Genomic DNA, 20,336 nt, shown 5'->3' with positions numbered 1-20,336 from the left:
ATTCCCTGGCACGACTGCTGCGTGCAGCCGGGCTGTCCCGCAGCACGTTCTATTACCAGCTCAAGGTGCTGCGAGCGGGAGACAAATACGAGCCCTTAAAAGCTCGCATACAGGCGATCTACCGCGAACACCATGGCCGCTATGGGTATCGGCGCATTACGGTCGCCTTGCGCCGCCTTGGTGAGCAGGTGAACCACAAAATCGTTCAGCGGCTGATGCAACAGCTGGGGCTGAAATCCAGAGTTCGGGTGAAGCGATACCGCTCCTACCGAGGCCCCGTGGGCAAGAAAGCACCGAATCTACTGGCCCGGGACTTCCGGGCCACCAAGCCCAACACGAAGTGGGCAACGGACGTTACTGAGTTCAAGGTGCAAGGACGCAAGCTGTACCTGTCGCCGGTGATGGACCTGTTCAACGGTGAAATCCTGGCCTATGAACTCCGTGACCGGCCGGTGCTTCCCATGGTCACGGAGATGCTGAAAAAGGCCTTCAGGCGACTCAAGCAAGGAACCAGTCCAGTGGTACACTCGGATCAAGGCTGGCATTACCAGCATCCGGAGTATTGCCGGATGCTCGAGGAGAAGGGGCTAACTCAAAGCATGTCTCGCAAGGGCAATTGCCTGGACAACGCGGCTATGGAGAGCTTCTTCGGTACATTGAAATCCGAGTTCTATTACTTGAACCGGTTCGATAGCGTTGAGCAATTACGACACGGAATTGAGCAGTACATTGACTACTATAACCACCACCGGATCCGGCTGACACTCAATGGCCTGACTCCGGTGGAGTACAGAGAGCAGGCTGCCGCTGCAGCCTGATTAAACTGTCCAAGTTTTAGGGGTCACTTCACTTATCAAACGGTGCGGATTCGCACCGGGAGGCCCTGGCGTACGGAGGCGCCGGAGACGTTTTCCAGCCAGGTGGCAACCTGGTCTGTGCGGGTGGGGTCGGCGAAGCCGAGGTCGTTGATGTTCACGCCGGCACCCAGGTAGGGGTTGCCGGGGCGTTCTTCGCCATCGATCACGTGGCCGGCGGCACCGAGTTCGCGGTGGCCGTAGCCGTGTTCGATGCCGATAGCGCCTTCGTGCACGCCGTCACCCACCAGCGCCAGTGCCAGCACCTTGCCGCCCGGGCTTTCGATGCTGATGGTGTCGCCGTGTTGCACACCAAACTTCTCAGCATCTTTGCGGTTGATCAGCACCGGGTTGTAGGGCTTGATCATACGCAGGCGCTCAAGGCCGATGGCGTAGGAGTTCATCAGGTTGCTCTTGAACGAGAACGCCAGCAGCGGCCATTCGTTTTCCGGGAAGTGCTCCCGCATCAGCGAGCCATCCCAGAAGCGCGGCGGATGGTACATGGGAGTACCGGTCAGGCGCTTGCCGCTGTAGCTGTCGATGGCTGTGCCCACATCTTCGTTGTAGACACACAGCGGGCGGCTCCAGGCGTGGCCCAGTTTGTCACCGTCGTAGGCCTTTTCCATCGTCTCGAACCGGCCACCGCGGGAATACAGGTGCGCCACCGGGCCCACTTCGTCTTCCGCCACGGTAGACTTGATACGATCCATCAGCGGCTCAATGCCGCCAGCCACAATGTCTTCCTCGCTGGGCGCAGACAACGGCTTGCCAGTCATCGCAATGTTCGCCGCCGCACGCAGGTAGAAGTCCTCGGCGCGGTTGAGCGGATGCATGGTGCCATCGGCACCGGCAATCACATCATCACCAAAGCCCGGCAGGCTCAGCTTCTTGCCAAGTTCAATGAAGAAGGTATCCAGGCTCACCGGCTCGCCGGCCGCAGTCTTCACCTGGCGAGGCTCCACCACCGGCCAGCAGGCCGTGGTCATCTTGGTGAGCGTGCCGCTCCAGGCACCGGTAAAGCCCCACACTTCATACATCACGGAATCCGGCACAATGTAGTCGGCAAAGCGGTTGGTTTCGTTGATGAAACCATCCACCGCCACAAACAGGCCGATGTTCTTCGGGTCTTTCAGCTTCTCTTCGATGACGGAAGTCAGACCAGCCTGGCCATACAGCGGGTTGGCCATGGCACCGATCATCGCCTTGATGCGGTACGGATAGCCATCCAGGCCAGACATCAAATGCTCGGTCAGAATCGGCGGCGCCAGCTTGCGCCACGGGCCTTCGGCCGGGTACGGAGACTGGCCGCTGGCCACCTTGCGCTTGTACTCGGAAGACTTCTCGTACGGGAACCGTGAACGGCTCAGGAAAATCCCCTTGGGGCCGACCTTGCCGGGGAAATCTGCCAGGTCGTACCGGGGGCCTTTACCCACACCATTGAAGGAGCCACCACCCTTGGCCACACCACCTTTATGGTTAAAGCTGCCCGCCAGCACGTTCAGCATGTTCACACTGAAAGAGGCGTAGAAGCCCGCACCAGACATCATGCCACCGTGGGCATCGGCGGCGGACTGCCGGCCATGGCTGGCAAACTTCTTCGCCAGCCGGCGAATGATTTCCGCATCAATACCGCAGATATCGGCGTATTCCTCAATGCTGTACTTCTGCGCTTCTGCACGCAGCTTGAACAGGGAGCTGCGCACCACAACCGGGCCGTTGCCGGTTTCTACGGTACGCTCCACAAACAGCTCGGCACTGCTGGCCACTTCGGAGCTTGCCAGCTCGCCATTGGCATCCACCACCACCGGCACATCGTCTGCAGCGCCCTCAGTGGCGCGGCCGATATCGCTCATACGCAAGAAGTAACCAGCCCGCGGGTGAGCATCGTCATCAATCACCAGGTGCGTGGCGTTGGAGTGGCCTTTTTCACCGGCCGCCTTGGCCGCCGCATTACCCGGAATGGCCAGGTAATCCTTGGCGTAGCCATCGTTCTCCAGCATCCAGCGCATCAGGCCCATGGTCAGCGCGGGGTCTGTGCCCGGCAGAATGGAAATCCAGTTATTGCGCTCGCCCGCCGCGTGAGACGCAGCCGCAGTCAAAGCCGGGTCGACCACCACGTATTCCAGGTCACCCGTGGTACGGGCCTGGGCCAGCAAACGGCCCTGGCGCTTGAACGGGTTACCGGCCTGGCTGGGTGCAGTGCCGATGAACAGTGCAAATTTGGTGTTGGCGAAATCCGGCTTAACGTGGGCGTTCTTGGCCAGATCGTTCATCACCGCACCGGAACCCATGCGGAAGGCCAGACCACAGTAGGCACCGTGGTGGCCATAGTTACGGGTACCAAAGGCATTGAAAGCAAAGCGCTTCAGCAGCGCAGAGCGACCATAATCGGTGGCTTCCATTACCATCAGCTGGTTGGCCTTGGGGCCGTATTCCGGGTTTTCCGGGTCCAGCGGAGTTTCGAGATCGCGAATGGCACGCAGGCCCTCTACTTCACCTTCGCCGAACAGGTCACCGCCTTCCACAATTTCATCCAGCAGCTGCTCGAACGGGACAGATTCCCACTGGTTGCTGCCCCGCGGCCCTACCCGCTTCAGGCAGGTGAGTACACGCTGGTTGCTGGTGAGCTGGGCCATGGCAGCGTTGCCACGGGCACAGGCGGTAGAACGGTTCAGCTGCCCCTGATCCTTGAAGTTACTCATCTGGCGGAACGCATCCATTACCGGCGTGTCCTCGTCCAGGTGCTCGTCAGAAGACAGCGGGTGGTACGGGTTACCAGACACCCGCAGAACCTTGTCCTGCTCTTTATCAATCCGCACCCGCACGCCACACTTGGTGGTGCAGCCATAGCACACGGTGAAGGCAATGCGCTGGTCCGGGTTCAGTTTTACCTCACCGGTGGTGGGGTCTACGGAATACTCCGGCGCCAGGCTGTTGGCATGCAGCCGGTCGTTAGTCTGTTTGCCAGCGGTGCCGTTTACCAGGCCCTTGGCCATCTTTTCCAGCGGGTCGTAGTAGCCCGCCGCGAAGGTAGCAGCACCACCAGCGGCCGCTGCTCCTTTCAGAAAATTACGACGATTCTTGTCCATAACTATGCTCCGCCCTTAATCAGTGGCTGCCAGCCTGGAGGCCTTTCTTCCAGGGCACCAGGATGTCGATAATCAGTAACGCTGCCAGCCACAACCCGAAGGTGCCGACAATTCCAAGCAAGCCACTGGAACCTGCCTCAACGGCGTATTGGTAATAACCTGCGGTGTTCTTGGCCACGGTTTGCACTTCCATCAGCACCATCCAGCGGAAGGTCCAGCCGATGTGTACCGCCAGCAGGCCGGCAATCCAGGCGCGGGTCATCCAGCCCGGGCGGCGCAGCATGGCAATGGTCGCCAGGGTCAGCACAATGCCTACCGCCAGGCCGTAAATAGCCACCATGCGCCATTCCGCGTTGCCCTGCAAAGACTCAAACGCTGCTTCAACAGACGGGCTGAAGCCGGTAATGCCTTCAGATACCCAAAGCGCCGCCACAACCGCCGCAAGCGCCATGCTCACAAAGATCACTTTCAGACCTTGCCGGTTGATCTCTTCATCGTTACCGGTCATCAAGCGGTTGATCAGAACCACCAGGCCAGAAGCCGCCACCAGGCCAGTCAGCACAAACATCACCGGCAGCCAGTTGGTGTGCCACAGCGGGCGGGATTTCAGAATGGCTACCTCCGCCCCGGTGTACAGCATGATGCCGAAGGCAAACGCCAGGGCACCCAGCCCCGCCAGCACCAGCATCCAGCGTGGTGCCTGCCAGCTACCCATGCTGATCCAGCCAGACAGTTTGCCAATCCAGCCGGGCTCCTGTGCCTGCTCCTGCATGGCCGGGCGCCACGCCAGCCAGGCATAGGCCAGCACCATCACCAGGTACAGCGGCAGCAACAAACTGCCAATAGACATCCAGGACTGGGTGTTCAGATTGGCGTAGAAGTGCCAAAAGCGAAGCGGCTGGTGCAAATCTGCCAGCAGCGCCACCGGCCCCACCAGAGTGCAGGTAACCGTTACCAGCAGGGCCACCCTGGCCAGCGGCTGATAGTTCTTGTTACCGAAAATCAGCCCCGGCACCGTCAGCAACAGCGCCGAGTAAGAGACCGCAATCATGAAAAAGTACTGCACCGCCCAAGGGTACCAGGCAATGCCATAGCGAGGGGTAAGAACCTCAATGGCCATCGAATTCATAACCGATCTCCTCACCTTCCTGAGTACGCACATCCCAAATGGCCGGCTTGGCCTGTGGGCGAGACATAAACCGCTCTTCCATGCCCAGATAGAACACATGGGGCGATGTTCCCATCTCCGGCTTCAGCACCATCAGGTCTTCATAGTGCTCTTTCATCATGCGGCTGATCTGACTGTCCGGATCGTTCAGGTCGCCAATGATCCGCGCGCCGCCCACACAGGACTCCACACAGGCCGGCAGCAGGCCTACGTCCAGGCGGTGCGCACAAAAAGTGCACTTGTCGGCTGTCTGGGTGTGTTCGTTAATGAAGCGGGCATCGTACGGGCAGGCCTGCACACAATAGGCACAGCCCACGCACACATCGTTATCCACCACCACAATGCCGTCCTGGCGCTGGAAGGTGGCTTCTACCGGGCAAACCGGCACACAAGGCGGGTTGTCGCAGTGGTTACACAGGCGCGGCAGCATGAACGTAGCAATGTCGCCGGTTTCCTCATGCTCCACCTCGTACTGGGAAACAATCGTACGGAAACTGCCCAGCGGCGCTTCGTTCTCGATATGGCAAGACACCGTACAGGCCTGGCAGCCAATACACGCCCGCAAATCAATCAGCATGGCGTAGCGCTTGGAGGGATCACCTTCACGGCGCGGGGGTTGGTCGTTAATGCCGGCTGAGGCAAGGCTGCTTAAAGGAACCAGCGCGGCACCGGCGGTCAGCTTTGCGATCTGCCCGAGCAAGGCCCGGCGGATTTTGTCCATGGAATCACCTGCGTGATGAGTCGGTTGCTATCTAGGTTGGACAGTAGCAAAGCAGGCTTGCGGGAATTTGATATCGGTCAGTTTGTGGGGCGGGACAACAATTCGTTACGGGCAAGTACTTAGGGGGAAAGCGGTTTTCGGTGACTGGTGCTGGCAGATGGGTGGGGTCGTACCCCTGCCGGGAGTACGACCCCTTTGTAGCCTGCCAATCTTTGTAGCCTGCTATTTCAGGAGTTCTTTCAGGGGCACGGGGCGAGAGAAATAAAAGCCCTGCAGCAAGTCGCAGCCGTGGGCGCGCAGGTATTCGTGTTGGGCTTCGGTTTCCACACCCTCGGCCACCACTTCCAGGCCCAGGTGGTGGGTCATGGTGATCACGCCTTTCACGATGGCGGCGTTGTGGCGGCTGGTGTCGATATCGTTGATGAAACTGCGGTCTATCTTCACCTTGTTGATGGGCAAGTCCCGCAGGTAACTCAGGCTGGAGAAGCCGGTGCCGAAATCATCCATAGCCACCATTACACCCAGGTTACGCAGTGCCTGAACCTGCTCCAGGGCCTTTTCCGCGGCGCTCATCAGCACGCCTTCGGTAACTTCCAGCTCCAGGTAAGACGGAGCCAGGCCAGTGTCTTCCAGCACCGCCTGGATTTCACTGAAAAAACTGGACCGTCGAAAATGCACCGGTGAAATATTCACGGCCAAAGTAATGGGCCTGCCCAGGTGCTCAACAATCTGCTTCATATCGTGGCAGGCCTGGCGCAGCACGCACCGGCCGATGTCGATAATCTGCCCGGTTGCTTCCGCCACCGGAATAAACAGCCCCGGCGGCACCAGGCCGCGTTCCGGATGCTGCCAGCGCACCAGCGCCTCTACCCCGCGAATCTCGATGGTGGCGGCATCTACCAGCGGCTGGTAATGCACCACAAACTGATCGCCCTCGATCGCCTCCAGCAGCTCCCGGCGGATCGCCACATGCTCGCGAATGGAACTGTCTTGCTCGCCGGCGTACCACTCCCAGGTATTACGCCCCTGGTTCTTGGCCTCGCGCACCGCAGTATGGGCGTGGGCCATCAGCGCGCAATTGCCCTCACATCCATCGGAGCCGGACGCAATCCCGATACTGGCACTGATATGCACCGTGTGCTCGCCCACCACAAACGGACGGGACAACAACGCAAGCACAGTATCCGCTGTCTTCAGAGGCAACTCATCGGTGTACTCACTGCGAGTACCCAACAGAATCCCAAACTCATCGCCACCAAGGCGCGCCAGAAACGCTTCTTTCGGCAACTCCGCCCGCAACCGACCGGCCACCGCCTGCAACAGTTGGTCGCCCACCGTGTGGCCCAGGCCTTCGTTAATCGTGGTAAAGCCGTCCAGGTTCACCAGCAACCCCACCAGCCGGTCGCCATTCGAGCAGCAATGCTCGTTCAGCAACGCCTCGAAACTGGTGCGGTTGGGCAAACGAGTTAGCGGATCGTGGGTTTCCTGGAAACGCAGTTCCGACAGGGTGTTTTCATGCTGGGACAACAACCTGCGATAACGCTGCTCATGATCCTGCAGCGCTTTTCTGTCGTGCTCCCTGGCGGTCGCCAACGCCAACAGGCCAGACGCCCGGTACATTAACACCAGGTCTTCACTTGCCGGTTCAGAAGGATAACGACCATACACCGCAAAGGTGCCCAGCAACTCGTCGCTGGGGGTAAGCACCGGCACAGACCAGCAAGACTTGAGCCCCTCGGCCCGGGCCAGATGCGCATAGGGCGCCCAATCCGGTTCTTGCTCTATGTTCGGGGTAATCACCACTTCGCGGGTGAAGGCGGTTTTGCCGCAACTGGCCACGTTCGGCCCAATCAAAACCCCCTGCATGGCTTGGCGGTAGGTTTCAGACACGCCCTGCCCTGAAACCAGGCTAAGGGTGTTGTCGGCGGGGGCGTACATCATGAAAGACACCACGCACTCGGGCACTTGGTGTGAAACCATCTCGGTAATGGCATCCAGGATCTCCTGGAACGGAGCCTGGTGGGCAATCATGTCCTGAATTTTTTGCTGGTCTGCCAGCTCGGCGATTCGGTGCTTCATAGTGAATCCGTTCGGGCAACGTCCATAATTGTTTCACTATAGCCTAAATGCCGACAATTCCTACGGGTTGTCATCAGGAAGAAATGCTTTTGCTAACCATCTCGGAAGGCGCGCTGAGCAGACCGGCCTGGTCTTGCGCCTGCACCGTGAAATACCAGATGCCCGGCTTAAGGCCGGTGATGGTGTAAGACGGAGTCTCACCCCCCTTAAGTTCGGCGGCGCCAGGGACAACCACCTGCTGGGTAAGATTCTCGCTGTCCTGACCATAGCGGATAACGTAGCTGTCCAGCTCGCCCAAATCGAGTCCGGTATTGTCTTCACGGGTGCTGGGCGCCGTCCAGCTAAGCACCGCCTTGCGTTCAGAAACCGACTCGCTGCCCACAGCAGACTCCTGCCCCGATGGCACAGAAGAGCCGCCCGCCTGGGAGTCGCCCACGTCATCACCAGATCCACCGCCACCACAACCGGCCAGCAGCACACCAAACAGGACAACAACCAGGTACAGGGGGAATTTCTGCAAAAAATGGGGCATAGGAAACAACACCGCAGAGGGAGAGATTTCGCAGAATTTTAAATTGTTAGCGGCGGGGAGACTGTGACAAAAACGCGTTTGTTTGTGACGGTAGGTTAACTGGACAACTACATAGCTAGCGTATCAACGGGCCGCACAGGGCGGCCCGCATCGCATCAGGCAGCTTTCTTCAGCTTCTTCTTCAGCGACTTGATCTTGGCTTCGTGCTTTTCGATCTTGGCTTTACGGGCGTTGATCTTTTTCTTCAGGTTCTTCTCAGCTTTCTTGGACATAATTGCCTCCTGGGCATTGTCGCGGCTAGTTTGCGGGTTTGTTCTTCTTGATAAACCCACGAATAAACTGCCTGATTTCGCGAGCGGCGCTGGTGTCCAGCTCTTCACACAACTCAATGAACTGCTCGCGCTCGGTACTGCTGATACGAATCAGCAGCTGACTATCTTTCTTGTTGGGCTTCACCTTTTTCGGTTTCACCTTTTTGGGACCATCAGTCACTGCGGATACTCCTGGTGAGGGTGAAGCTCATGCCTGAAAGATATTTACATTGTATATACGTTTTTGAGGAAAGCAAGGCCGGGCAGTTAAACCCCAAGCCACTCCGCCAGCTGCAGATTGGTCTTCAACCGCAATCGCTGCTGCAACATTCCCTCAAACACGCTATCTACCGTGCGGCTCTCGCCCAGCAACGGCAACGCAGCTTCCGCTTCGGAGAAGAACTGTTGTTCCCGCTCAGTACCGATGATGGCGTGCTCCCACCACTCGATCACCCGGGGCCGGGCTTGTTTCAGTAACGAATCCGCCGGCAGTTTTTCAGACTTCGCCGCATTGGCGGTATGAGAAGCCGGCAACAGGTTCCAGAGATCGTTATTGTTCCAGCGCGACCAGGGAAAACAGTGGTCAATATCGTAGCGGGTACGAGCAAGATTTCTGGCCGTCCAGACACACTCCACCGGGCCAGCGGAAAGCTGTTGCTCTACCAGCTTGCGCACGACCGTGGTATCTCGCCGCCCTTCTACCCACTGCAACGCCTGATGATAGGTTTCCGTTGAATAACGGGCCTCCCAGCTTCCCATCAGGTTGATCCATTCATTCACAATGGCCGGCTCAACCCAGCAGGCGTAACGGCTGAATGTGTCCCAGAGCATGGCAGGCACCCGGAAACGCCCGAACCGGGCCAGGGTTTCCTTATCCAGGCGAACCGCCTCGTTACGAATAGTCAGTCGACTGGTGCCACCCTCGAAAACCTGGCGATTGGTGCCCGGCCAGGTGGTGAAGTGGGCGGGATTCTTGAGAATGTTTGAAGCCGCCAGTTTAATCGCCCGCATAGCCACAGGCGCAAACTCCGCTGATAGTGACAAACCAACCCGGAAATCCAGCGGTGACAGCTTACCCAGCTCGTAGAAATCGTCGACGGCAAAACCCAGCCCCCGGGAACCTGGCGCCTGCCGCAAGTGATGCTTCAGCACCAGCGGGTGGTACAGCATGATCCAGAACAGCCCCACTGCCCCAAGTGGCAGCTCTACCCAATCATCGGAGCGGTTCAGTACCAGCCCCGGCGCGCTGTCTGCCATGCGCACCAGGGTTCGCAGCAAGCCCAATTTGTACGTGGAGGATTTGTTGTCATTGATGATGATATGCCGCAGCGTGGGCAATGCTCCCGTGCCATCATCCGGCAAACGGTATACGGCGGTTTCCCACCATACATCCTCGCGTTTCAGCTGATCCGCACGCGGCATATCCGGCAAAGGCACAGGCATAACCGCCCGGTGGCGGGCAAAACTGTCCAGCTCGGCCTTCGAAACTTCATAGAACTGGCGCTCACCATCTCCCGGCCCATGGCGCAGCGTGATAACCAACATACCGGACGGTGCCAGCAGCTCCGTCAAAATCCGGAACGCCCGCTCCCGGTAAGTAGGGGGCAAGTGCATCCAAACCGCAGACACCAGCACCAGATCAAACCGGTAACTGAGTTTTCGGATCTCGCTCAGATCCGGCAGAGAGTCATCCACCCACTGGATACTGCGATGGGCCGTTGCCGCCTCACCCAGCCGACGCAACTCCGCCGCCGGCTCCACCGCCACCACATCCCAGCCACGCTCCGCCAGTGCCAACGCATCGCGGCCGCTGCCGGCACCTATATCGAGCGCGAGCCCGGTTTTCTTGTCCAGCTGGGGGAGCCAGTCGCTGTGGACCTGTTCGAAGGTTAGGGACTGGTATTGGGTGAAGAATTTTTGGGCGTGTTTGTTGTATGGACCGTAACTCATGCCACCGCCAGCTTCGCCGCCTGCTGCCACATAAAGTTCGGCATCGGCGTTCGGAGTTTCCAGGTAATACTCATGGGTTGAGATCCGGTGTGAGACACGTAATTAACCTCTCCGTAATTCACAAACCCCATCGTGCGGCCATATTCGTCTTTCGCCTGCTCTCTTACAAACAAGAACAAACGTTTGTTGATGGCTTGGTGTTGAATATAGTCCTTCCCTTTGCCACGGTCAGGCCGGGCACTGTTTTGCGACTGCCAGTGAAACAGATGCTCGTTGATCGCGTAGTCGTGGTACATGGTGGTTGGCGAGAACTGCTTTTCGTTTTTATCCAGGGTGACAAACAGCAGCTCGATATTCTGATCCTGAATGACATACACACCTTCCCTCGATGGTGGCTGGTGCTCGAACGTCATGGCACCAAAACCAACCAGAATCTGCTCTCGGGAATAGCGGGCGTGCAATCGCAGCGGGACTTCCTGAAACTCCGGCATGGCCGGCTGTTCGTGCTTGGTTTTCGACAGTTTCCAGTCGAGCACGTCCGCCAGCTCTTGTTCCAGCCCCAACTTGCTGAGTTCTGCCAGGCTTTGTGCCAACGAATCAAACTCCAGCTCCGGCCCGGCTTTCTGCCAGAAGTCGTAATGGCACATCAGGGCTTGGCGATTGCTGGCGTCGCCCCAGCTAAATCCGGCCAAGCATAGCCCCTTGAGGAACAGCAGGTACTGGTGATCGTCGCAGATCAAAATCCGGTTGTAGATGGCCTTCTTCGCTAGTTTGAAAGGCGAGTCATCGGCGACGTCCTCGTCTTTCGCTTTGCTCACCAGTTCGGCCCAGCTGCCCCGTTTGTAGAGCTCGTTCAGGTCGATGTGGGGATGATGGATTATGAAGTTTTTCAGCGTGAGAGGCTGAGTGGAGTGCTGTGGGAACTGCCGAACAAGTGTCACCAGCCGCTTCATGGTCAGCGTGGCTTGCCGGATGTTGCTCAGCACCATTTCCTGGGTTTTCTTGGTGAGCTCAATTCGGCAACCCAGTGGTGCATGGGGAAAGCCCTGCTTCAGTTCATCCGTAATCGAGCGTTCTGACTTACCCACCAGTGCCCGGAATTTATTGGCGAAATCATATTCCGGCCGGGAGTTGCCCACGAAATCCAGAACCGTGCAGCAGTCTTTGTCGTCTGCCAAACGCAGTCCACGGCCGAGTTGCTGCAGGAAGATGGTCAGGCTCTCGGTGGGGCGCAGGAACAGCAAGGTATCCACTTCTGGAATATCGACGCCTTCGTTGAATATGTCGACCACACACAGAACATTGATTTGCCCGGAGCGAATGGCTTGCTGCTTTTGTTGGCGTTCGTGGCTGTTGTCACTGGTGAGCACATCGGCCTTGATGCCATGCAGTAGTAACTGTTGAACCATGAAATTCGCGTGGTCATGACCCACACAAAACGCCAAAGCCTTCATGCTTTCAATATCCGTAACGATTTCCCGCAAGCTTCGCAAAATCTTTTTAACTCGATTCTGGTTGTGCGTGTACAAATTGGTCAGCTGAGTAACATCGTAACGCCCGTGACGCCAAGGAATAGTGCGAAGGTCAGTGTCGTCATCGATCCCAAAATACTGAAAGGGACAGAGGTGACGGCGGTTGATGGCTTCTGGTAGTCGTAACTCCGCGGCAATAACTCCGCCAAAGTCACTGAGGATATCCTGATTGTCGTGCCGCTCTGGCGTCGCAGTGAGCCCCAACAGAATCTCAGGCGAGAAGTGTTCCAAAACCGCCCGGTAACTGGATGCGGCAATGTGGTGCACTTCATCAATTACGATGTAGTCGTAATAGTCTTCAGTCAGTTTCAGCTGATCCAGCTGGTTGTTCAGGGTCTGGATCGATACGAATAACTGGCGGTAGTGTTCCGGCAACTGGCCGCCCACCCAAAGTTCGCCGAAGCCATTATTTCGCAGTACGCCCCGATAGGCTTCGCGGGCCTGCCGCAGAATTTCTTCCCGGTGCGCTACAAACAGGAAATGGGCGTTTGGCTTTGCTTTCAGGAACCGCTGGAAATCAAACGCCGAAATCAGCGTTTTGCCAGTACCAGTGGCGGCCACCACAAGGTTACGGAAACGCTGGTGAACGTCCCTTTCCACGGAGAGCTGCTCCAGAATGTCCTTCTGGTGGGGGAACGGCGTGATTTCGAAATAGTGGGAGACGCCGGGAGCATCCAAGCCTTTTTGCTGCTTCAAGGCTCGATTGAGCTTTTCGGTACTCTCAGCCTGACCATCGAACCGCTCAAAGTCTTCCGAAGCCCAATAGGTTTCAAAAGTGCTAAGAGATTTGTTGATGATGTGGGGAATTTCCTGAGAGGTGATTTTCAGGTTCCACTCAAGGCCGTTGGTCAGCGCCGATCGGGACAGGTTTGATGAGCCGATGTAACCGGTGTGAAAGCCTGTATTCCGGAGAAACAAATAGCTTTTGGCGTGCAGCCTTTCACGCTCTGTGTTGTAGCTCAGTTTCACTTCCGTGTTTGGCAGGCTCGCCAGGTACTCAACGGCTTTTGCATCCGTTGCCCCCATGTAGGAGGTGGTGATGATTTTAAGCTCACGGCCACTGGCGGTGAAGGCTTCCAGCTCTTTCCGGAAAATGCGGATGCCGGCCCATTTGATGAATGACACCAGCCAGTAGATTTTGTCTGCTGACAGAATTTCGCGCTTGAGTTCCGACTCCAGCGACAAGCCAGCATTGCTGCCTGAGAACAGCTCACTTTGGGTTAAGCCCGTAAGAGGGAAGATATCTTCAACGTACTGTTTGAGGTTGGCAGCAACCGGGTTTTCCAACTCGTAGAGCGCCGTGAGGATTTTACCTTGGCTATCGAGCAGATTCTCTTCCAGAAAGCCTTCGTCGGAAATCTGGCTCTTGAGCCACATCAGCAACTGGTTGGAGAGCTCGATTTGCTCCTGAAGCCGGTCGTCTCCCGACGGTACGGCTTCAATGGCAAATTCCAGAATGTTGGAGAGGAATCGTGACAGCCACACGGAGGCTTCGGCGCTGTTTAGCTCGCGCTCGCCGACATAGAACTTGTCTCTATCCAGTCGGCTTTCGATGAGCTTGGTGATTAGCTGCTCGTAGATTCCGGTTTGTTGCATTATTAACTCGGGTCACTACCAGGCACTGTCTCCACAGGCGTGCTCGAATAGTTATCACTCGGTAAAGGAGTACTTGAGTTTCCTCCGCCAACAACAGCAGGCAGGCTGCCGTAACAACTATCCAGGTTTTCCACCTGACTTCCATTCAGCAAAATCTCTACTGCTGCGGCTGTCCCGGTCGTCTGACCATACCGAGCTTCGACCACACCATCACCAGTCATCTTCATGTGCCCTTGGGTGGGACAACCATTCAGAGGCCCAGAAATGGTGACTGGCGTAGTAACCGTGACAAAACCACCAATAGCCGACCCGATCAGATCCGATTGCATGCTTAGGGTGAAACTATCGTTCTTGATTGCCACAGACATTCTGGAGTCACGAATCGCAACGTATTTCGAGCGAAGCAGGTACTCCATCGCCGGACTGGTAATTTCAATGGACTGATCATCGTAACTGCGCTCGGTAATTCTGGAAGTCAGCGTTCCTTTGATACCCAGTGGCGCGCCGTCCGCACCAATACGGCCTGTTATCGCGTAGGTTTCTTTAATGGTGCCCTGTACCTCATCGCCGGAACCTTCGATAACCAGGGTTCCATCCAGCCAGAGCGTCTCGGGGTATCCGGCAACCTGGCAATCGTCAAAACGGTAGGAGATTCGACCACTGTAGGGCCCAGTTTCCTCCTCCTTGATTTCCAGATTTCCGGCTTCTTGGGAGCAATAGTTGGAAGCCTTAGCAGAGTATCCGACAGCCGTGCTGGATAAGGCGTAGTCCACATCATCGACGAGCGTCTGAATTTCCGTCAGGTCGTCGTATACACCTACGGAGCGATCCAGGTCAGATACCTGGCGAATCGGAGCAGGATTAGAGCCGTAGTTATTTGGGTCCAGGGAAAGAGGTGTTTGCGGTGAGCCACCATCATCACTGCCACCCCCGCCTCCGCCACAAGCGGTGAGCAGACCCAAGGTTGTTATAGTGAAAATTCGACGGAAAGCGATTCTGGAGGGCATTTCTTATACTCCTTACATTCCATTGTTAAACCCGAGTTACCGGGTTATGCATCCACCCGTGACAAAGCACAGACCTGAAAGAACATTAGCCTTCTAAGTACAATAATCCAAGGCATTCCCGGGAGTTCGATCAAACTCACACAAAATTTTGCATTTGTTTACGAACCACTTTTCCTACTCACACGCCAAATTCCCCAACGCATCCTCCCTGCACCGCCGCCCTTCCCGGTCCCGCCAGTTCCCCAGCGGATCCTTGCCCCACACCTCTTCACCATCGGAAGACAGATAATTTCCAAGGCTGTCTTTGCGGTAGCGGTCGCCGGTTCGGTTGTCGTTCCAGTTACCCAGTGCGTCCTTGCGGAGTGTGCCCTGTTCGCCGCTGTCGCACTGGTAGCGCATGTTGCCCAGGGCGTCTTTGCGGTAGGTGCAGTTTTCCTGGGCGGGCAGCCAGCCGGATGCCAACACAAGCAGCGCTATGGCCAGGGCGATCATCAGGTGTTTCGCCACGGTAATCGCTCGCATGGTGTGCCCTCCTCTGGCGTTGCCTTTGTTCCAGTGTAGTCAGGGGGGCGACAGGTAGCGTCGTGTGGTGCTTTTTTGTGAGTGGGTTCAGGTATTGGCCAGCCAGGCCGCTCCGCGCACGCCGCTGGAGTCTCCGTGTACCGCTCTCACGATGGGCGTATCGCACTCGCCACCAAACACGTAGCCGGGCAGCTTGGCCGGCAGTTCCCGGTAGAGCTGTTCGGCGTTACTCATACCGCCGCCCAGTACGATGATGTCCGGGTCGATCAGGTTGATGACGGCGGCCAGCCCGCGGGCCAGGTGTTCCAGGTATTCATGCAGGGTTTCGGTGGCTTGCGGGTCGCCGTTTCGGGCGTTTTCAACTATGGCATGGGCGGGCAGCTGCTGGCCGGTGCGCAGTTTGTGGGTGAGTGAAAGCCCGGTGCCAGACAGGAAGGTTTCGTTGGACTGGTTATCCAGCAGGATCACTTCGGTTTTGGTGCCGCCCAGGTCTATGCCTGTTAGCCAGTTTTGCATACGTTTCCCTGTGCCGCAGGCCGGTTATTCTGAACCGTTACCCGTTATCGGCTGGTAAAACTGAATCTGGTTCCGGCCGGAGTGCTTGGCCAGGTACAGGGCTTTATCTGCTTTATCCAGCCAAGGTTTCACGCTGCCCTCGCCACCGTACTTTGCCACGCCACAACTGACGGTTATGGTGATTACCTGGCCGTCGTCCAAGGTGCACTGCATATCTACCACCGCCCGGCGAATGCGCTCAGCCAGCGCCAACACTTGGTTCAGGCTCAGATGGCGCACGGCCAGGGCGAATTCTTCTCCACCCATGCGGCCAAACACATCGTCCTTTCTCAGTAGCTGGCCGATGGTGTGGGTGTAGGTTTTCAGCACTGTATCACCCGCGCTGTGGCCGTAGGTATCGTTTACCTTTTTGAAGTGGTCGATATCCAGCATGATGACATAGATATCATCGCTGCTTTCTTCCAGCCAGCCGGTAACCAACGACAACCAGGCCCCGCGGTTTAATACGCCCGTCAAGGCATCGGTGCTGGCCAGTTGGGTCAGGTTGCGTTCTGTTTCTATATGGCTGCTAACGTCCGCAATGGCCAAGATGGCACCGCGGCTTTCATCGTCACCAAAGGCCCGCGCGCTCATGCTCAGGTGCAGGATGCGTCCACTTTTGTGGATCATACGTTCTTTATCAGCTTGGCTGTCTTCGCCAGTGACCAGGGTGTGCAAGGTCGGGCAAGGCCCCTCGTGCAGGCTGCAGCCATCCGGGGTGACATGGCAGGTTTCGTGCAGGTCGCGGCCAATCAGCTCTGCCTCTGTCCACCCCAGAAGCCGTTCACCCTCGGGGTTAATCCACTGTACCCGGCAGTTTCGGTCTACCATCAGCAACCCGTGCCCGGCCATTTCGGTAACCACCTGCAACTGGCGGTAGTTTTCTGCCAGTTCCCGCTGCACTTGCCGCTTGCGGGTGTTAGCGCGACGCCAAAGCAAAAACAACGGATAGGTAACCAGCAACCCGGAACCCAGCCGAATGCCTGTTTTTTTAAGGGCATCGGTGCGAAAGGCCGAGCAGGGTTCTCCCACCGACCGCTGTGCCAGCAACAGTTCCGGAGACTGAATGCCAGGCCTGGAAGAGTGGTGCCAACGATAGTCGTAGCACTGGCCCTCGAGTTCGAACTGCCCTTCTGGGCGGCTGCGAACCTGCTGCCAAAGCGCCGGGTAACGAACAGAAAAAACGCTGGCCGAATCGCTGACGAATGCCCAGTCGGCGTCGCCACCGCCGGCTATCCAGCCGCCGGAATCGTCCAGCACCACCAGGTCGGTATTATCTGGCAGCGCTGTCCGCAGTTGATGCAGCAGGTCGTTCACCTTGGCATTGAGCACCACAAGGCCACTTTGTTCACCATCTACGTATACGCTAGCCACCACCCGAACGATGGGTACGTAGGGCACTTCAACGCGGCCGTTTTCAATGTTGAGGTCGAAGCGGGACACAAACACGGCCCCGGCTTCTCTTGCCAGGCCCGCCTTTACGTAGTCTCGATGCGTTTTAATCTGCAAGCCCTGCTCGACCAGTTGCGGCGTGCCACTGCGGTTGTTTACCCGGATTTGCTCAACACCATAGCGGTCGATATAACGCAGCTGGTCATAGCCTGCCCTCAGGCCAGAGAGGCTCAGAAAGGCACTCTGCAAAGCCACCAGGCGCTCAGAGGACAGGTCTTTTATGTACATCTGCAACTCCGGCGAGGCGGCTATCACCTCGACGTCTCTTGTCAGCTGTTCCATATAGCCTTCTGTCATCAGCTGCATCAGTGCCAGGTTGCGGTCGATGTCGACCTGTTGCAGCTCCCGGTCTTTCTGATAGACCGGGTACTGGGTGACAACAATAACCACAACAAGGAGCGCTACCAGAATGGAGCTTTGGAAAATGAGGGAATCTCGGGAAAACCAGCGTGGCATGGTAAAAAATTTGTCACTGTGGCGGGCTGTAGAATGCCAATTTGCCCTACGGCGGAGGCCAAGACAACTACTGACCCCGGATTTTGCAAGAATTTACGTGTTTGACGCTTTATTTACACAACTGCCGTTGTACAAAAAACAAACTGGCCTAACAATATACGCCGGTTTTTTCATCCACTCTGAGGCGGCGCTCCGTCTATGCCACAAATTACTCACGCACTGCGGTTGCAGGCCTGGCCATTTTTGCTGCTGGCTTGCACTTTGCTGGCCGGTTTTGCCGGTTTGCTGGCGTCTGCCTTTCCGCAACTGCCTGTGCCGGAACCGTTGCGTTTCTCCTGGGCCGGTTCGCTCACGCTGGTGGTGGGCGGCATGATTGTGTCTGCCTGGCTGTTTCGTTCGTCTGGCCGGGCGTTGTTGCTGAAGAAGCTGGCGTACCAGGCTTCACACGATGCGCTGACAGGCCTGGCCAACCGCACGATGTTTGAAGAGAAGTTGCGGCAGGATTTTACCCTGGCCCGCCAGAACAACCGGCTGATGGCGGTGCTGTTTATAGACCTGGACGAGTTCAAGCCGATTAACGATACCCTGGGCCACAAGGTAGGCGACCGCCTGCTGGTAGCTGTGGCGCGGGCGCTGGAGGCGTGCATTCGCCCTACCGATACGCTGGCCCGATTCGGCGGTGACGAGTTTGTGGTGCTGCTGCCAGACCTGGAATCGGCCCGGCAGGCGGAGGAGGTGGCAGAACGCATTCTGCAGAAGATTGCCCGGCCCCAGCAGGTGGGCGGACATGAGCTGTACTTGTCTGCCAGTATCGGGATCAGCCTGCTGGATGACAGCGAAACGTCGCCAGAGAAGCTGATTCGCCAGGCAGACATGGCGATGTACAAGGCCAAGCGCCAGGGCCGGGATACGTTTCAAGTGTATTCGGCAGAGCTGGACGCCAAGCTTTCACGCCGGGTTACCCTGCGCCAGGATCTGCAAGAGGCCATTCGCAGCGGCCAGTTGTTCCTGCATTACCAGCCTCAGGTAGACCAGAACGGCAAGTTTTTCGGTGTGGAAGCGCTGGTGCGGTGGCAGCACCCTACTCGCGGGCTGATTGCGCCGGAGCGTTTTCTGCCGTTGGCAGAGGAAACCGGCCAGATTGTGCCGCTGGGCAAGTGGATTTTCACCCAGGCCTGTAAGGATGCCGTTCAGCTGAAGGAAATGGGGCTGCTGCCCGGGCGCATGGGGGTGAACCTGTCGCCGCTGCAGTTCCACCGCCCGGGGTTTCTGGACAAGCTGAAGAAGATTCTGGCCGAAACCGGCCTGCCGGCTGATCTGCTGGAGCTGGATTTGACCGAAGGCGTGCTGATGAAAGACCGCTGCCGCGCTATTAGTTTGGTGAATTCCCTGCAGGAGCTGGGCATTTCCACTGCGATTGATGATTTTGGCACCGGCTTTTCCAGCTTCAGCTACCTGAAAGACCTGCCCGCCAGCAGTATAAAGATCGACAAATCGTTCGTGGAAAACGTGGTCACCAACCACAAAGATGCCGCCGTGTGCAAAGGCGTAATCACCATGGCCCGCGAAATGGGCCTGACCGTGGTTGCCGAAGGCGTGGAAGACGAGGCGCAGTTCGACATTCTAAGAGCGTGGGGCTGCCACCGCTTTCAGGGGTTTTACTTTGCTCGGCCTATGGCCCTGGCCGCCCTGATTGCCTGGGCCGAGGGGGCTGAAGGGGTCTGTCCCAACGTGGACTGACCCCTCTACGTACCAAGCTCAGTTAAGGATCGCCCCCTCTACGTACCAAGTTGAGCCTGATTAGAACCAGACTTGGTGCCTTGAGGGGTCTGTCCTCGTAGGGACAGACCCCTAGTCTGAAGTGACCCCTAAAACTTGGACAGTTTAATCAGGCTGCAGCGGCAGCCTGCTCTCTGTACTCCACCGGAGTCAGGCCATTGAGTGTCAGCCGGATCCGGTGGTGGTTATAGTAGTCAATGTACTGCTCAATTCCGTGTCGTAATTGCTCAACGCTATCGAACCGGTTCAAGTAATAGAACTCGGATTTCAATGTGCCGAAGAAGCTCTCCATAGCCGCGTTGTCCAGGCAATTGCCCTTGCGAGACATGCTTTGAGTTAGCCCCTTCTCCTCGAGCATCCGGCAATACTCCGGATGCTGGTAATGCCAGCCTTGGTCCGAGTGTACCACTGGACTGGTTCCTTGCTTGAGTCGCCTCAAGGCCTTTTTCAGCATCTCCGTGACCATGGGAAGCACCGGCCGGTCACGGAGTTCATAGGCCAGGATTTCACCGTTGAACAGGTCCATCACCGGCGACAGGTACAGCTTGCGTCCTTGCACCTTGAACTCAGTAACGTCCGTTGCCCACTTCGTGTTGGGCTTGGTGGCCCGGAAGTCCCGGGCCAGTAGATTCGGTGCTTTCTTGCCCACGGGGCCTCGGTAGGAGCGGTATCGCTTCACCCGAACTCTGGATTTCAGCCCCAGCTGTTGCATCAGCCGCTGAACGATTTTGTG

At 57.3% G+C, this 20,336-nt stretch carries 15 protein-coding genes; 2 read left to right on the top strand and 13 right to left on the bottom strand.

Annotation, left to right across the window (positions count from 1 at the left end; genetic code table 11):
- A partial coding sequence (locus B9Q17_RS16445; protein ID WP_154707659.1) for an IS3 family transposase occupies positions 1-818 on the top strand: 818 nt, incomplete at its 5' end.
- Between the two features lie 35 nt (positions 819-853).
- Here B9Q17_RS16445 and B9Q17_RS16440 read toward each other — a convergent pair.
- The 12 genes from B9Q17_RS16440 to B9Q17_RS16385 all read right to left on the bottom strand — a co-directional run bounded on the left by B9Q17_RS16440 (position 854) and on the right by B9Q17_RS16385 (position 17,758).
- Complete coding sequence (locus tag B9Q17_RS16440; protein ID WP_094626030.1) at positions 854-3,943, bottom strand: molybdopterin dinucleotide binding domain-containing protein; 3,090 nt, start codon at positions 3,941-3,943, stop codon at positions 854-856.
- A gap of 19 nt (positions 3,944-3,962) precedes the next feature.
- Positions 3,963-5,072: an NrfD/PsrC family molybdoenzyme membrane anchor subunit gene (nrfD, locus tag B9Q17_RS16435; RefSeq protein ID WP_094626029.1), complete on the bottom strand. Its 1,110-nt coding sequence runs from the start codon at positions 5,070-5,072 to the stop codon at positions 3,963-3,965.
- Entirely contained in the window at positions 5,053-5,832 is a 780-nt protein-coding gene (gene dsrO, locus B9Q17_RS16430) for a sulfate reduction electron transfer complex DsrMKJOP subunit DsrO (RefSeq protein WP_094626028.1), read from the bottom strand. Before dsrO ends, nrfD begins: the two co-directional genes overlap by 20 nt.
- A gap of 222 nt (positions 5,833-6,054) precedes the next feature.
- On the bottom strand, positions 6,055-7,911 hold the full coding sequence (locus B9Q17_RS16425; RefSeq protein ID WP_094626027.1) for a sensor domain-containing phosphodiesterase: 1,857 nt from the start codon (positions 7,909-7,911) through the stop codon (positions 6,055-6,057).
- Between the two features lie 73 nt (positions 7,912-7,984).
- Positions 7,985-8,443, bottom strand: coding sequence for a fibronectin type III domain-containing protein (locus B9Q17_RS16420; RefSeq protein WP_094626026.1), 459 nt, complete (start codon positions 8,441-8,443; stop codon positions 7,985-7,987).
- Positions 8,444-8,740: 297 nt separating this feature from the next.
- Positions 8,741-8,935 carry a hypothetical protein gene (locus tag B9Q17_RS16415; protein ID WP_022988799.1) on the bottom strand — a complete coding sequence of 65 codons (195 nt, stop codon included), beginning with the start codon at positions 8,933-8,935 and terminating at the stop codon, positions 8,741-8,743.
- An 86-nt stretch (positions 8,936-9,021) separates the two neighbouring features.
- Complete coding sequence (locus tag B9Q17_RS16410) at positions 9,022-10,704, bottom strand: class I SAM-dependent methyltransferase (RefSeq protein ID WP_094626032.1); 1,683 nt, start codon at positions 10,702-10,704, stop codon at positions 9,022-9,024.
- Positions 10,701-13,832 carry a DEAD/DEAH box helicase gene (locus B9Q17_RS16405; RefSeq protein ID WP_094626025.1) on the bottom strand — a complete coding sequence of 1,044 codons (3,132 nt, stop codon included), beginning with the start codon at positions 13,830-13,832 and terminating at the stop codon, positions 10,701-10,703. The genes B9Q17_RS16410 and B9Q17_RS16405 overlap by 4 nt, the downstream gene beginning before the upstream one ends.
- A 2-nt stretch (positions 13,833-13,834) precedes the next feature.
- Positions 13,835-14,839 (bottom strand): hypothetical protein, encoded by a 1,005-nt coding sequence (locus B9Q17_RS16400; protein WP_094626024.1) that lies wholly within the window; start codon positions 14,837-14,839, stop codon positions 13,835-13,837.
- 174 nt (positions 14,840-15,013) lie between these two features.
- Complete coding sequence (locus B9Q17_RS16395) at positions 15,014-15,361, bottom strand: hypothetical protein (RefSeq protein ID WP_208618798.1); 348 nt, start codon at positions 15,359-15,361, stop codon at positions 15,014-15,016.
- Positions 15,362-15,448: 87 nt separating this feature from the next.
- A complete protein-coding gene (locus tag B9Q17_RS16390; RefSeq protein WP_094626023.1) occupies positions 15,449-15,877 on the bottom strand; it encodes an ROK family protein in 429 nt (142 codons plus the stop codon).
- A 24-nt stretch (positions 15,878-15,901) separates the two neighbouring features.
- Positions 15,902-17,758, bottom strand: coding sequence for a sensor domain-containing diguanylate cyclase (locus B9Q17_RS16385; protein WP_167373045.1), 1,857 nt, complete (start codon positions 17,756-17,758; stop codon positions 15,902-15,904).
- Positions 17,759-18,022: 264 nt separating this feature from the next.
- Between B9Q17_RS16385 and B9Q17_RS16380 the strand changes: the two genes are divergently transcribed.
- The gene (locus B9Q17_RS16380; RefSeq protein WP_094626021.1) at positions 18,023-19,564 is read left to right on the top strand and encodes a putative bifunctional diguanylate cyclase/phosphodiesterase; all 1,542 of its coding nucleotides are present in this window, start codon (positions 18,023-18,025) and stop codon (positions 19,562-19,564) included.
- A 148-nt stretch (positions 19,565-19,712) separates the two neighbouring features.
- Here the strand turns inward: B9Q17_RS16380 and B9Q17_RS16375 are convergent.
- Positions 19,713-20,336 (bottom strand): IS3 family transposase (locus B9Q17_RS16375; protein WP_154707655.1); only part of this gene is annotated, 624 nt, incomplete at its 5' end.

Origin of the sequence: Marinobacter vinifirmus, from assembly GCF_002258215.1 — a bacterium.
Taxonomy (GTDB): domain Bacteria; phylum Pseudomonadota; class Gammaproteobacteria; order Pseudomonadales; family Oleiphilaceae; genus Marinobacter; species Marinobacter vinifirmus.
The sequence above is the reverse complement of the archived record's forward strand: the minus strand, read 5'-3'. Positions and strand labels throughout refer to the sequence as shown.